At 70.7% G+C, this 14,081-nt stretch carries 7 protein-coding genes; 1 reads left to right on the forward strand and 6 read right to left on the reverse strand.

Annotation, left to right across the window (positions count from 1 at the left end; all coding sequences use genetic code 11):
• Position 1 precedes the first annotated feature (1 nt).
• The 5 genes from ACHBTE_RS30350 to ACHBTE_RS30370 all read right to left on the reverse strand — a co-directional run bounded on the left by ACHBTE_RS30350 (position 2) and on the right by ACHBTE_RS30370 (position 8,727).
• Positions 2-2,404: a galactose oxidase-like domain-containing protein gene (locus ACHBTE_RS30350; protein ID WP_394727898.1), complete on the reverse strand. Its 2,403-nt coding sequence runs from the start codon at positions 2,402-2,404 to the stop codon at positions 2-4.
• Positions 2,401-3,582, reverse strand: coding sequence for a glycosyltransferase (locus tag ACHBTE_RS30355; protein ID WP_394727900.1), 1,182 nt, complete (start codon positions 3,580-3,582; stop codon positions 2,401-2,403). Before ACHBTE_RS30355 ends, ACHBTE_RS30350 begins: the two co-directional genes overlap by 4 nt.
• Positions 3,579-5,228 carry an ArnT family glycosyltransferase gene (locus ACHBTE_RS30360; RefSeq protein ID WP_394727902.1) on the reverse strand — a complete coding sequence of 550 codons (1,650 nt, stop codon included), beginning with the start codon at positions 5,226-5,228 and terminating at the stop codon, positions 3,579-3,581. The genes ACHBTE_RS30355 and ACHBTE_RS30360 overlap by 4 nt, the downstream gene beginning before the upstream one ends.
• Positions 5,225-6,502 (reverse strand): glycosyltransferase, encoded by a 1,278-nt coding sequence (locus ACHBTE_RS30365; protein ID WP_394727904.1) that lies wholly within the window; start codon positions 6,500-6,502, stop codon positions 5,225-5,227. The genes ACHBTE_RS30360 and ACHBTE_RS30365 overlap by 4 nt, the downstream gene beginning before the upstream one ends.
• Before the next feature lie 191 nt (positions 6,503-6,693).
• Positions 6,694-8,727, reverse strand: coding sequence for a thioredoxin domain-containing protein (locus ACHBTE_RS30370; protein ID WP_394727906.1), 2,034 nt, complete (start codon positions 8,725-8,727; stop codon positions 6,694-6,696).
• Between the two features lie 348 nt (positions 8,728-9,075).
• Here ACHBTE_RS30370 and ACHBTE_RS30375 point away from each other — a divergent pair, with 348 nt between their 5' ends.
• Complete coding sequence (locus ACHBTE_RS30375) at positions 9,076-12,066, forward strand: BTAD domain-containing putative transcriptional regulator (RefSeq protein WP_394727908.1); 2,991 nt, start codon at positions 9,076-9,078, stop codon at positions 12,064-12,066.
• Between the two features lie 219 nt (positions 12,067-12,285).
• On the opposite strand, the gene ACHBTE_RS30380 is transcribed toward ACHBTE_RS30375, so the two are convergent.
• Positions 12,286-14,073 carry a BTAD domain-containing putative transcriptional regulator gene (locus ACHBTE_RS30380; protein WP_394727910.1) on the reverse strand — a complete coding sequence of 596 codons (1,788 nt, stop codon included), beginning with the start codon at positions 14,071-14,073 and terminating at the stop codon, positions 12,286-12,288.
• Positions 14,074-14,081: the final 8 nt, after the last annotated feature.

Consider the following 14,081-nt stretch of genomic DNA (forward strand, 5'->3'; position numbering starts at 1 on the left):
GCTAACGCCTGCTCACGTCACCCTTTCCACAGGCGATTCCGTCCCGGTTCGGGTCGAGTCGCAGGGGGTCGTCCTTGCCGTTGATCTTCAGGCGGCCGTAGTCGTTCTTCTTCAGCCAGTCGCAGCGGGACTTAGTCGTCGCCTTCACGGTCGGCGGGAAGTCCGTCGGGACGCAGACGTTGGCGGAGCCGTAGTGCCGGTCGCAGCCGGAGACGGTCGGGCTGACCTTCTGGGACTTCCGCTTCTTGCCGGGGCCGGTGACCTTGCCCTTGAGGTTGTCGGCGAAGTCGTGGACGTGCGCCGAGGCGTCCTTGGCGGTCAGCGCCTGCGGGCCCTGGAGGTGCACCCACTCGGCCACCGACGGCACCCCGTTCGCGTCGACCGCGAAGAGCATGTACCAGCCGGGCGGGGCCAGGTTGGGGTTGCTCGTCACGTTCAGGTCGACGTTGTTGCCGTCCACGGACAGCGGGAGATCGACGAAGCGCTGGTTCGGGTCGGAGGAGTGGGTGACGGCGGCCGGGCGGATCAGCTCGGCCTTGGCGATGGGCCGGTCGACGGTGATCCGCTGGGTGTCGCCGTACGTCCACTCGGTGTCGATGACCGAAGTGATCTTCGGGCGCTCGCCCTTGAGCAGATAGGGCGGGGTGTAGATCGACACGTCGTGGTTCCAGGAGCCGTTGCCCGGGTTGTCACCGGTCGCCATCACCCGGCCGTCCGGCAGCAGGAACGCGGACGAGTGGTAGCCGCGCGCCTCGGGGTCCGCCGCCACCGGGTCGAAGGTGTTGGTCGCCGGGTCGTAGATCGACGACTCGTACACCGGGTTGGCCCGGTTGTGCAGCGCGCCGCCGGTCTCCAGGACCTTGCCGTCCGGCAGCAGCACGGCGGAAGGGTACATCTTGCCCTGGTCGCCGGTCTGCGGGACCTTGCCGTTGCCGAAGTCGACGGTGCCCTGCGGCAGCGGCGGGCCGGCGACGTAGGACGGGTTGGGCTGCTTGAGGTCGATGACGTCGGTGAGCCGGTTGGCGTCCGGGTTGGAGTCGATGTTGCCGCCGCCGATGGTGAGGACCTTCTGGTCCTGGGCCGGGGGCAGCAGCACGCTCGCGGACTGGTCGCGCTCGTCCTTCCGCTGCAGGCCGGGGACCTGCGTGATCGTGTTCGCGTCGTAGTCGTAGATCGCCGAACCCGTGCCCGGGATGTTGTTGCCGAAGACATGGCTGCCCGAGTAGAAGAGGCGGCCGTCCTGCATCAGGATCATCGACGGGTACAGACCCCAGTACGACCAGGTCTGGTTGACCTTCCAGAGCTCCAGCCACTTCTGCTCGGCGTCCGACCACCGCTCGGCCGTCACCGAACCCGTCGAGTCCTCCTTGAGGCCGCCGAAGGAGATCACGTCACCGTTGCCGAGGATCGTGGCCGACGGATACCAGTGGCCGTCGTTCATGTCGTTGGTCTTGGTGTACGTCTCGGTGGTCGGGTCGAAGAGGTACGAGTCCTTGTAGCCCTGGTAGCCGATGGTGCCGTCGGCCGACGGGTAGCCCTTGTTGCCGCTCATCACGAGGACGCGCCCGTCGTCGAGCTGGACGTGTCCGGCGCAGAACATGTCCTTGGGCGTGGGGATCTGCTTGTACGTGCCGTTCTCGGGGTCGTAGACCGCGCTGGTGAAGGTGCCCGCCTCGAACATCGACGGGTCGTTGCCGGAGCCCGCGATCAGCAGCACCTTGCCGTTGTGGAGCACGACGGAGTGCATGGAGCGCACGGGGTTCTTCGTGGGCAGCACGTCCCAGCGGCCGTTCGCGCACTCCTCGGCCGTGCCCGTGCAGACCGGGTCCGGGACCGGGTCGGCGACCTGGTCCATCGTGTAGTCGTCGGTGGTGACCGAGCCGGTGCCGTAGACGGAGACGCCCCAGGCGATGCGGTCGGTCCCGGCGGGCACCTCGGGGGTGCGGACCGTGGCCTCGGTCCAGCCGGCCGCCATCTCCAGCGTCTTGAGGTCGGTCCAGTACTGCCAGCCCGCCGTGGCGTCGTGCCGGAACAGGGTGACCGAGGTGTCGGGGGTCGTCGACTTGTACCAGAGCCCCAGGTCGTACTGCTTGCCCGGTGTGACGACCGGCGCGCACGCGGCGGACTCGGTGATCAGCGCCTTGCGGTCACCGTCGACCCGGCGGGTCAGCGTGACCTTCATGGCCTTGGAGCCGGAGTGGGCGTCGGCCACCGTCTCGAAGGTGAAGTCGTTGTCGCCCCAGCCGGACTTCTTCCAGCAGAAGGGCATGTCGTCGGTGCCCGCGGTCTCGAAGCCGGGGTTCTTGATGAGGTTGGCGGCGGAGGCGGGCTGGGGTGCGGTGAGGAGCAGACCTCCGGTGAGGCCGATGACGGCCAGCAGGGCCGTTCTCCGTCCGGATCTCATGCAGTACTCCTTGCTGTGCGGCTCCTGCGCGGCAGATAGACCAGCGCTTCGGTACCGACGAAGCGCAGGACGAAGGTGATGACCAGGGCCAGCGCGGTGGCCGGCAGCACGGCCAGCCCGAACTGACCGACGAGCAGCGCGATCAGCGGTAGGCGCAGCACCAGGTCGGCGTTGGCGAGCAACGCGAACCGGACCGTGCGGTCGGCCCAGTGGCGGTGGGCGCGCCGGTCGCGGAAGAGGAGCTTCTCGATGAGCAGGAAGTTCCAGGCCACACCGAACTGGTTGGCGACTATCTCCGCGGGGAGGTAGTGCAGGCCCGCCTGGGTCATCGCCCACAGCGCGGCCAGGTTCGGCACGAAGCCGGTGAGCCCGATCAGGCCGAACACCACCATCCGGGACAGCGGGTCGGCCGTCCGCAGTCCGGCGAGGTGCCGCAGGAAGCGGCGCCCTTCGGCCGCGGTGGACTTGGACTCCCCCGCGAACCGGTCCTGGAAGACGAACGGCACCTCGGCCACGGTGCGCGGGCGGCTGCGGACGGCCAGCTCCAGCAGGATCTTGTAGCCGAGCGGCTTGAGCACGTCCGCGGTGATGTCGCTGCGCCGGATGGCGAAGAAGCCGCTCATGGGGTCGCTGATCCCGTGCAGCCGGCGCGGGAAGAGGGCCTTGGTCAGCCAGGTCGCGCCCCGGGACACGGCCACGCGGTAGCTGCCCGCGAGTCCGGCCCTGCTGCCGCCCTTGATGTACCGGGAGGCGACGACGAGACCGGCGTTCGTGCGCTCGCCGGTGGCCACCAGCTCCGGGACCAGGGACGGCGGGTGCTGGCAGTCGCCGTCCATGGCGACGATCCAGTCCGAGCCGGCCGCCTTCATGCCCTCGACGACCGCGCCCCCGAGCCCACCGACCGGCTCGTCCCGGTGGATGACGGTGACCGGGAACGGGCAGTCCTGCGCGGCCTCCTTGATGACCTGCGGGGTGTCGTCGGTGGAGTCGTCGACGAAGACGACCTCGCAGGGCAGGCGGGAGGGCACGGACTCGGTGATCATGCGCAGCAGCTGCCGTACGTTCGCGGACTCGTTGAAGGTCGGTACGACGATGGTGACGGCGCCGGGCTCGGGGACCTCCGCCGCCGCGACGGACGGATCGCCGAGTTCCTCGGGGGCGGTGTACTCCTGGCTCATCGCACGCCTCCGGAGGCTGCTTGGATCTGGCGGATCTCGATCCGGTCCTCGCCGGTGCCGAACACGGCGACCGGCTTCGAGTGCTCCATCGCCGCCTTGACGTTGGGCAGGTCGACCGCGTCGCGCCGTACCGTCGGCGAGGCGACCACGTAGTCGAGGTCCTTCCAGCCGCGCGGCATCGTCTTCGTCACGGCCGGGTCGAGGTCGGCCTTGTAGAACCAGATGGCGCCGAGCCCGGGCTCGTAGCCGGCGTGGACCAGGTCCAGCCACAGCGCGTCGTCGACGAGGACTCGGGTGTCCCGGGGGTCCTCCACCTCGGTGGAGAGCCACTTCGAGGCGGCCTGGTAGGGCGCGTTGGCGTCGGCGGTGACGGCGGTGCGGTCGCCGTCGTACCAGCGGGGTACGACGTAGGCGCCGGCGGCGATCGCGAGGACGGCCGCGAGTGCGTACCGGCCGCTGGTGACGTACCGCGTCTCGGTGGCGGACCGGCGGCGCCGCAGGACGGCGTGGGCGACGGAGGCGGTTCCTCCGGCGAGGACGAGGGCGAGGAAGGGCAGCGCCTGGATGACGTACATGGCCGGCAGGTAGCCGCTGGGCCGCATGGCCACCAGGGCGAGGATGGCCACCGCGAACGACGGGCCGGCGAGGGCGCGGGCGGTGACCGACCAGCGCCAGGTGAGCAGGAGCAGCAGCGCGCCCGCGAGGCCGCCGACGATGAGGACGCGGTCGTAGTAGAGCCAGGACTGGAGCACGCCGTGGGAGCCGGAGCCCTGGTCGAGGATGAAGCCCGAACCGGGTCTGGTCATCTGGTACTTGATGCCGTCCCAGAGCGAGACATGGCCGCTGCCCGGGAACAGTTCGCCCTTCAGCAGGGCGAACAGGGGGTAGGAGAGGCCGATCAGCGTGCAGGCGGTGACGGCGCCGGTCAGGGCGAACTTGCGGGTGTCGCGGTGGCTGTGCCGCCACATGGTGATGAGGACCGCGGGCAGGACGAAGAGCATCGTCTCCTTGGTCAGGACGGCGGTGGCCGCCGCGATACCGGCGCCGAAGTGGTGCCAGAGGTGGCGGCTCGGGGAGGCGGCGAGCGCGAAGGCGAGCAGCGTCCACATCACCGCGAGGTTGTCGAGGAAGATCTCCCGCTGGAGGACGACCGACAGGGGCGAGAGGCCGAACAGGACCATGCCGAGTCCGGCGGCCCAGCGGGGCAGGGACAGCCGCCGGCCGAGCACATAGACAAGGATCGCGCTGATCGCGCTGATGACGAGCATCGCGGCCCGCATGGTGCCGACGGTCATCGACTCGGGGCTGAGGGCCGCGGGTATCCAGGTCAGCAGGGCCAGCTGGATCCAGCCGAGGGGCGGGTGGTCGTACCAGTAGGTGTAGTGGGCCAGGCCCCTGCCCTCCTGGACGGCCCAGGCCTGGGCAAGGTAGGTGCCCTCGTCGTCGCTGAGGGTGGGGTAGTCGGCGATGTTCCAGCCCTGGACGACGAGGATCGCCACCAGGAGCGCACCGCACAGGATCAGGTCGGGCCGGGACGAACGCAGCCGTGTCGGCGGGGCTGTTCGACCGGTCGGACGCGCTTCAGGCGCAGGCTGCCGCTGCGCGGGGACCTTCGGAGTGGTCACCGCGGGAAGGGTGGAGGTCACGCAGGGACGTCCTCTCGGAGGTCTGGGGTCGCTTCGGCGGGGCTGAGATGCGCGCCGACGTGCGTCGTCAACTCCCAGTCGTTACGGCCGCGCTGTTCACGCCAGACGGCGCGGACGGCTGCCCCGGCGAGGAGGACCTGGTAGAAGGGGCCGCCCACGATGAGCTTCAGATAGTGCACGAAGCGCACGCGCAGCCCGTACTGCTTGCCGAAGTCGTGCAGTCCGACGACCTCGAAGACGAAGGTGACGAGCGCGGTGACGGCCGGCAGGAAGGTGATGAACGCGATGCTCACCGGCACGTCGAGGAAGAGCGCGATCGCCACGTTGAGCGGAATGATCAGGCCGGTGAATGCCTGGAGGAACGGTGTGGTGAGCGTGTAGCGCGCCAGCAGCCGCTGCCCGAAGGTGGGCAGTTGCTTCCAGTCCTTCTTCCGGTAGACCTGGAGGAATCCCTGGTTCCAGCGGGTGCGCTGCTTCAGCAGCGACATCAGGCTGCCCGGTGTCTCCTCCTTGGTCACCATCTCGGAGTCGTAGGCGACGACGACCTTCTTGCCGACGCTGGAGAGCCGGACGCCCAGGTCGCAGTCCTCGGCGAGGCAGTCGGGATCCCACCCGTCGGCTTCCCGGAGCACGTCGGTGCGCACGAAGACGGTGTTGCCGCCGAGCGGGATGAAGCCCTTCTGCGCGTGCAGATGCAGCCGGGAGCGGAACCAGAAGAAATACTCCAGGCAGTTACGCAGGCTGTACCAGCTGGAGTGGAAGTTGATCAGCTGGACCCCGCCCTGGACGACGTCCGCCTCCGTCGTGCGGAACGCGTGGTCGACATGGGCGAGCAGCTCCGGGTGGACCTGGTCCTCGGCGTCGAAGACCCCGACGACGTCGCCGCGGCAGTGCGGCAGCGCCGTGTTCATGGCCTTCGGTTTGTTCTTCTTCTCGTGGGTGTCGACGACGACCCGCACGCGCGGATCACGTGCGGCGGCCCGCTCGGCCACCTCGGTGGTCTCCGGGTCGTCGTGTCCGACGATGACGATGATCTCGAAGTCGGTGTGTGTGGATTCCAGCAGCCGCTGGATGGTGTGATCCAGCACGGCTTGTTCGTGCCGGGCCGGCAGCAGCAGCGAGAACGACACGTGCTCGCCCCCGTCCGGTCTGCTGAACCGGGTGGAGGCGAGCACTTCGGGCGTACGCCACGCGTGCATCTGCCACCACAAGGTGAAGGCCGCCATCCAGAACAAGGCCAGCGAGACGACGGCTATGAAGACAGACGTCAGCAACAGATCCCCCCAGATCCCCAATGCCCCCTGTCGCGACGGTGAGTCACACCTGTCGCGGCACTGTGCAGAGATTAAGGGGGATCTGTGAAGTCCGCAGGCCGTTTCGATGAAGAGCGCGTTTCATCACAACGATCCCCGAGAGTGAACAATTCGAACACAGGTTGCGTAAGTACCCCGTGCCCGCGGCCCTTTCAGCCGTTCAGCGCGGTTCGCAACCCTTCCGGATCAGTGGTCGGGGCGTCGCAGGTGAAGTCACGGCAGACGTAGGCCGCGGGTGCGCCCTGCTGCAGCGGCCGGTCCGCGAGCAGCGGAAACTCGTCACTCTCCGGAGTCCCCACGGCCACGACCGCGCCCGGGGCGGTGCCCAGAAGCGCTGTACGGTGCAGGGCTTTTGTCGCCTCGTCATCGAGGCGGGGCCCGACGACCGCCACCTCGCGCGGCCCGTCCAGAGCGGCCTCGGCGACGGCCAGACCCCAGCCGATGAAGCGGGGAACGCGCGGGCCGAGGGCCTTGACGACGCCCAACGCCCGCTCGGCGGCGCTGCGATGGGGTGCGGAGCCGGTCTGGGCGGCGTAGCTCAGCAGGGCGCCGGCCGCCGCGCTCCAGCCGGAGGGGGCGGCGTTGTCGGTGGGGTCCTGCGGGCGGCGGATCAGCTGCTCGGCGTCGGCGGCGGTGTCGTAGAGCGCGCCGGTCTCCTCGTCGGTGAACCGGGCGAGCACGTGGTCGAGCAGGAACCCGGCGAAGTCCAGCCAGACGCCCTCGCCGGTGACGGCGGCCAGCGCAAGGAATCCCTCGGCGACATCGCCGTAGTCCTCCAGCACGCCCGCGTTGGCGCCGGCGTGGCCGTCCTTGCTGGTCCGGGCGAGGCGGGCCTGGTCGTCGAGGTGCAGCCGCACCAGCAGGTCGGCGGCGCCGAGGGCCGCGTCCACCAGGTCGGGGCGGTCGAAGTAGGCGCCGGTCTCGGCGAGGGCGGCGATCGCGAGCCCGTTCCAGGCGGCGACGATCTTGTCGTCACGGCCGGGTGCGGGGCGTGCGCTGCGGGCCTGAAGCAGCCGGCGCCGCACGGAGCCGACCTTCTCAGCCTCGAACAGACCGTCCTGGACCGGCAGTTGCAGAACCGAGGCGCCCTCCTCGAAGGTGCCCTCCTCGGTCACTCCGAAGTACCGGGCGGCGAGTTCGGCGTCCTCCTCGCCCAGCGCCTCGCGCAACTGCTGCGGCGTCCACACGTAGTACGCGCCCTCGACGTGCTTGCCGGTGCCGTCGTCGCTGTCGGCGTCGAGCGCGGAGGCGAACCCGCCCTCGTTCGTGCGCAGTTCACGCACCATGAAGTCGGCGGTCTCCAGCGCCACCCGCCGGGCGAGCTCGGAGCCGGTGGCCCGCCAGAGGTGGGCGTAGACACGGCACAGCAGGGCGTTGTCGTACAGCATCTTCTCGAAGTGCGGCACCACCCAGTCCCGGTCCACGGAGTAGCGGGCGAAGCCGCCCCCGAGCTGGTCGTAGATCCCGCCCCGGGCCATCCGTTCGCAGGTGTCCTGAGCCATCTGCAAGGCGCCCTCGGCGCCCGTGCGGGCGTGGTGGCGGAGCAGGAACTCGATCACCATGGACGGCGGGAACTTGGGCGCGCCCCCGAACCCGCCGCGCTGCGGGTCGTACTCCCGGGTCAGCCCGAGCAGCGCCTGCGCCAGCTCCTCCTCGCCGGGCGCCTCGGTGCCACCGTGCACCATCTCGCGCCCGGCCAGGTCCCGGGTGATCTTCCCCGCGACGTCGGCGACCTCGTCCCGCCGGTCGGTCCAGGCGCTGTGCACACCCTGAAGGACCTGCCGGAAGGACGGCATGCCGTGCCGGGGGGCGGGCGGGAAGTAGGTGCCGAAGTAGAAGGGCTCGGCGTCGGGGGTGAGGAACACGGTCATGGGCCAGCCGCCCTGGCCGGTGGCCGCCTGGACGGCCTCCATGTAGACGGCGTCCACGTCGGGGCGTTCCTCGCGGTCGACCTTGATGCTGACGAAGTGGGCGTTGAGGTAGTCGGCGGTCTGCTGGTCCTCGAAGGACTCGTGAGCCATCACATGACACCAGTGACAGCTGCTGTAGCCGACGCTGAGCAGCACCGGTTTGTTGCTCCTGCGGGCCTCTTCGAAGGCCTCGGCCGACCAGGGCCACCAGTCGACCGGGTTGTCCGCGTGCTGGAGGAGGTACGGGGATGCGGCCTGTGCGAGTCGATTGGGCATGGTCCCATCTTCGCGCACCGCCCGAGCCACGCCCGTGTGCCACGGACGGGGCGCGGCGGACGGGGTGCGGCGGGGCGCCTCGCGGTGAATGCGTCTCTTTCACATGAGGTATTTGGCTGGAAGTCGCCATTGGAAAACTGAGCAGTACTCACCTTCTTTCCAGGAACGTCCGGGAGGGACCTTTTTTGCGTGAACTCCCTCGCGTTACTGCCGGTTAACGCCTTTCTACTGGACAGTAGCTTCATCCTCCGTCGTATCGTGGGGGCTCGGGGGCAGGACGCCGGGGATTTCATTGACAACGGGGACACCGCTCCCGCCTGTCCGCGATGCACGGGGATCAAGGGGAGCATGGAGAAGCGGCTGGAATTCCGAATCCTGGGACCACCGGAAGTACGCGTCGGGGATGTGCAGGTGCCTCTGGGCGGACCACGGCACCGCACGATGCTCACCCTCCTGCTCCTCTCCCCCGGCCGGGTCGTCCCGGTCGACGCACTGATCGACTCGGTGTGGAACGAGCACCCGCCCGCCACCGCACGCACCCAGGTCTCCATCTGCATCGCGGCCCTGCGCAAGGCGTTCAAGAACGCGGGTTTCCCCGAGGAGATCATCGTCACGGCCCACCCCGGATACCTGCTGCGGCTGGGCCGTCACACGCTGGACATGGTCGAGTTCACCGAGCTGGTCACCCGGGCGGAGACGGCGGTGCGCGAGGAGCGGCTGCCGGAGGCGTCCCGCGCCTACGCGGACGCGCTGCGGCTGTGGCGTGGACGCCCGCTGGCCGGCGTCATCGGCCTGCGCGTGGAGGACGAGGCACAGCGGCTGGAGGAGCTGCGCCTGAACGCCTTCGAGGACGCCACCGCCGTACGACTGCAACTGGGCGATCACCAGCGGGTGCTGCCCGACCTGGCGGCGATGGTCCGGCGCCATCCGCTGCGCGAGCGCGCCCGCCATCAGCTGATCACCGCGCAGTACCGTTCCGGCCGGCGGGCCGAGGCGCTGGAGACCTTCCAGGAAGGGCGCCGGTCGCTGATGGAGGAGCTCGGCATCGAGCCGGGCCCCGCCCTGACCGAGCTGCGCGACGCCATCCTCCAGGACGAGCGGTCGCTGTCGGCGCCCGACCCGGACGGCGGGCCGGTGCCCCGGCCGAGCCCGGTCGGCGATCCGCTGGAGCTGCCGCCGGACGTGCCGAGACTGGCCGGCCGCAAGGAGGAACTGGCCCTGCTGGGCGAGCTGCTCGACACGGGCGGCGCCACCCGCGGCCCGGCCACCGGCCTGATCACCGGCGTCGCCGGGGTCGGCAAGACGGGCCTGGCGATCCACTGGGCGCACAGCGTCGCCGGTCTCTTCCCCGACGGCCAGCTCTTCGCCGACCTGCACGGCTACGACGAGCAGTTGGAGCCGACCGGCGCCGACGAGGTTCTCAGCCGCTTCCTGCGGTCCCTGTCCGTGCCCGCGGGCCGGATACCCGCCGAACCGGAGGAGCGGGCCGCCCTCTACCGGAGCCTGCTCGCCGACCGCCGGGTCCTCGTCGTGCTGGACAACGTGCGCAGTTACGCACAGGTGCGCCCCCTGCTGCCCAGCGGCGGCGGCTGCTGCGTCCTGGTCACGGGACGCGAGCAGATACCGGAGCTGGTGGCCTGGCCGCCGCGCGCCTGGGTGCGGCTCGGGCCGTTGCAGACCTACGAGGCGGTCGAGCTGCTGGGCGGCATCGTGGGCGAGGAGCGGGTCGCCGCCGAACCGGCCGCCGCCGCCACCCTCGCCGAGCTGTGCGACCTGCTGCCGCTGGCGCTGCGCATCGCGGGGGCCCGGCTCGCCTCGAAGCCGCACTGGACGGTCGAGCACCTGGTGCGCAGGCTCAGCGACGAGCGGCTGCGGCTGGACGAGCTGAGCCAGGGCGAGTCGCAGGTCCGGGCCAGCTTCGCGCTGACCTACCGGGGCCTGGCCGAGCAGACCGCGCGGCTCTACCGAAGACTCGGGCTGCTGGACGTGCCGGACTTCTCCTCCTGGGTGGCCGCCGCCCTGCTCGACACCGACCTCTACACCGGGGAACAGCTCATCGAGGAGCTGGTCGACGCGCAGTTCCTCGATGTGATCGGCCAGGACGTGTCCGGGCACACCCGCTACCGGTTCCAGAACCTGCTGCGGCTGTTCGCGAGGGAACGCGCCGAGGAGGAGAGTGCCGAGGAACGGCGTGCCGTGCTGGACCGGGTGTTCCGCACGTATCTGTTCCTCGCGGCCGAGGCGCACCGGCGTTCCTTCGGCGGTGACTTCAGCATCATCCACGGCACCGTCGCCCCGCACCGGCTGCCGCCGGAGCTGACCGACGCCCTGCTGGCCCGTCCGCTGGACTGGCTGGAGGCCGAGCGGCTCTCGCTGAGCGCGGTCGTCGCCCGGGCCTCCGCCGCCGGCATGGACGAGTTCGCCTGGGACCTCACCCTCTGCGTCCTGGTGCTCTTCGAGACCCGCAACTACCTCGACGACTGGCGCGAGTGCGCGGAACGCTCGCTGACCGCGGCCCGCGCCGCGGGCAACGCGCGCGGCGAGGCCGCCATGCTGCACGTCCTCGGCGCGCTGGAGATGCGCCAGCGGGACTTCACCACGGCGTACGGCCTGTTCACCCGGGCGCTGGAGCTGCATGAGCGGGCCGGGGAGGACCACGGCGGGGCACTGGTCCTGCGGAACATGGCGATGATCGACGAGATGCGCGGCGAACTGGACACCGCCATGCGGTACAGCACCGCCGCGCTGGAGGTCTTCCGCGCGGTCGGCGACCGCTCCTCGGAGGCCCATGCGCTGAACAACATGGCGCAGATCTGCCTGGACCGGGACGACGTCGACGAGGCGCTGCGGCTGAGCGAGGAGTCCGTACGGGTCTCCGCCGCGATCGGCGAGGGCGGCGCCCGCAGCCTGGCACTGGGCACCCACCGGCTGGCCCGGGTGCGTCTGGCCCGCCAGGAGTACGACCTCGCCGAGGAGGCCCTGCTGCGGGTCATCCACATCGTCCGGGGCCAGCTGGACATGCTGGGCATGGCCCATGGGCTGCTGGCGCTCGGTGAGGCCCGGATGGGCGCCGGGCGATGGGAGCAGGCGCGGGCCACCCTGCGGCAGGCGCTGGAGGCGGCGGCCCTGGTGGGCGGTGCGCTCGTCGAGGGACGCATCAAACTCGCGCTCGGCACGGCCGGCCGGCAATGCGGCGATTTCGAGGAGGCCCGGCGCAATTATCTGGGCGCATTGGCCAACTTTGAACGAATCGGAGTGGAGGCGTGGATACAGCGGACCCGGGCCGCCCTCGCCGAACTGCCCGAGGAGCATCAGCAGGGGGGAAAACGGGGGAAGTAAGCCGTTCGATAATGAGGGGAAAACCGGCCGCACTAGTGTGTGGTCCACAATTTCGCGACATCACTGTCGACACATGGGGGAAAAGATGATGGACGTCCGCGTCACCGACCGGCACACGCTTGCGGCCACCGGCTCCGAGGACGAGAGCTGGCACTGAGCCCATGACGGTGGCCTCGCCCCGAGCCCGGCTCGGGGCGAGGCCACCGTCGTGTCCGCTGGTCATCGGGCGGCCGGCGACCTCCGGCTGGTGCGGGGCGCCACGGCCCGGCCGGCCGCGAAGAGGAGCACCAGTTCATGGAAGCGGTAGAAGGGCCGGCCCATCAGGTCGACGCCGCACAGGTCGAGCAGCGCACCGTCCACGAGTTGCTCCAGCCAGTGTTCCGCCGTCGCCTCCGTCGTGCCGAGGACCCCGGCCGCCCGGTGCGCGGGGAACGGCTCGCTGCCCATACCGGCGAGCCGTACCAGGACCGACCGTGCGGGTGAGGGCAGGGCGTACAACGACGGCAGCAGGGCCGCGCCGACGTCCATACCGCCGTAGGAGAGTTCCCGCAGCCGGTTCTCCGGGGCCGCCATGCGCTGAGCCAGGCGGGCCACGGGCCAGAACGGCCGGGCGAGCAGGCGGCTCCCGGCGATGCGGAGCGCGAGCGGCAGTCCCCCGCAGTAGCCGAGCAGGTCGTCCGTCGCATCGGGTTCGGCGATCAGCCGCGCCCGGCCCGTGACGGCGGCCAGCAGGTCGAGGGCCGCGGGGTCGCCGAGCGGCGCGAGTGCCATGGTGCGGGCACCGATGACCTGGGTGAGCCTGGTCCGGCCGGTGATCAGCACCACGGCGCCCTGGAGGCCCGCCAGTACCGGGTCGAGCAGCCCGCCCTCGGCCGCGCCGTCCAGCACCACCAGCAGTTGGCGGCCCGAGGTGCGGGCGCGCAGCAGCCGCACGAGGTCCTCGCACCCTCTGCGGTCGCCCATGACGCCGCCGGTGGCCGGCGACGTCACCTCGCTCTCCTCGGAAGGCTCTCCCAGGTCGCGCAGCAGCGCGGCGAGGACGTCCTCGGGCCGGCGGGGCCGGCCGCCCGCCTCCGTCAGCTCGGCGAAGAGCCGGCCGTCGGGAAAGTCCCCGGCGGCGGCGTGCGCGACATGCACCGCGAGGGCGGTCTTGCCGACCCCGGCCATGCCGGTGACCAGCAGATGACGCGGACCTCGCCCCATGGCCGACTCCGCCAGCTGGGTGCGCAGGGTCCGGATCTCGGCTTCCCGGCCCGTGAGTTCGTCGGCGTCCGCAGGGAGCGTGGACGGTGCCACGGGGCCGGCCGGGGCTTCCCGCGCGGGCCGGGTGGCACCGCCGGGGCCCGGACCGCGGGTGCCCTTGAGGACGGCCGTGTAGGTCGAGCCGAGGGCCTCGCCCGGGTCGATGCCGAGCTGGTCGGCGAGGAGGGTGCGGCCCTCGTAGTAGCTCTGCAAGGCGTCGCTCTGCCGGCCGCTGCGGTAGAGGGCGGTCATCAGCTGCGCCCGGAGCTTCTCCCGCAGCGGGTGCCGGGCGACGAGGCCCGTGAGTTCGGCGGTGAGGTGTTCATGCCGGCCCAGCGCGAGGTCGGCCTCGATGCGGTTCTCCAAGGTGTGCATCCGGGCCTCCTCCAGCTGCGGTAGCTCCGCGTCGGCGAGGTGCTCGGTGACGTTGGCGAGGGCGGTGCCGCGCCAGTGCCCGAGGGCCTCGGCGAGCAGCGCCCCCGCCTCCCGGTGGCGGTGCTGGGCCAGCGCGGCCCGCCCGAGCCGGTCCAGCCGCTCGAACTCCAGCAGGTCCACCGCGCTGTGCGGGGCCTGGAGGAGGTAGCCGGGCGGCCTGCGCTCGATGCGCACCTCGTCGCCGAGGAGCTTGCGCAGCCGCGACATGTATGTGTAGATCTGCGCGCCGGATGTGGCCGGCGGCTCCCACCCCCACAGCAAGAAGTTGAGTCTGCTGTCCGATACGACACGGCCCTTGGCCAGCAGCAGGGCCGCCAGTACTGTGTGCACCTTGGCAC

The organism is Streptomyces sp. M41 (assembly GCF_043673425.1).
Taxonomy (GTDB): Bacteria; Actinomycetota; Actinomycetes; order Streptomycetales; family Streptomycetaceae; genus Streptomyces.